Below are 230 nucleotides of genomic sequence, written 5' to 3'. Positions count from 1 at the left end.
CTCGGAGGGAACCAACTTTCAATTACAGGGCTTTTACCTTCTTTGGCGGGCCTTTCCAGACCTCTTCGCTTAACCGGTTCCTTTGTAACTCCATGTGAGACGTCCCACAACCCCAAAGAGCAAGCTCTCTGGTTTGGGCTTCTCCGCGTTCGCTCGCCGCTACTGACGGAATCACTATTGTTTTCTCTTCCTCAGGGTACTTAGATGTTTCAGTTCCCCTGGTATGCCTC

1 rRNA gene is annotated in these 230 nt (G+C 51.3%); it reads right to left on the bottom strand.

Annotation, left to right across the window (positions count from 1 at the left end):
* A 23S ribosomal RNA gene (locus tag M3629_RS28330) occupies nt 1-230 on the bottom strand; the annotation flags it as partial.

The organism is Paenibacillus polysaccharolyticus, assembly GCF_023714295.1.
Classification (GTDB): Bacteria; Bacillota; Bacilli; order Paenibacillales; family Paenibacillaceae; genus Paenibacillus; species Paenibacillus polysaccharolyticus_A.
The sequence above is the reverse complement of the archived record's forward strand: the minus strand, read 5'-3'. Positions and strand labels throughout refer to the sequence as shown.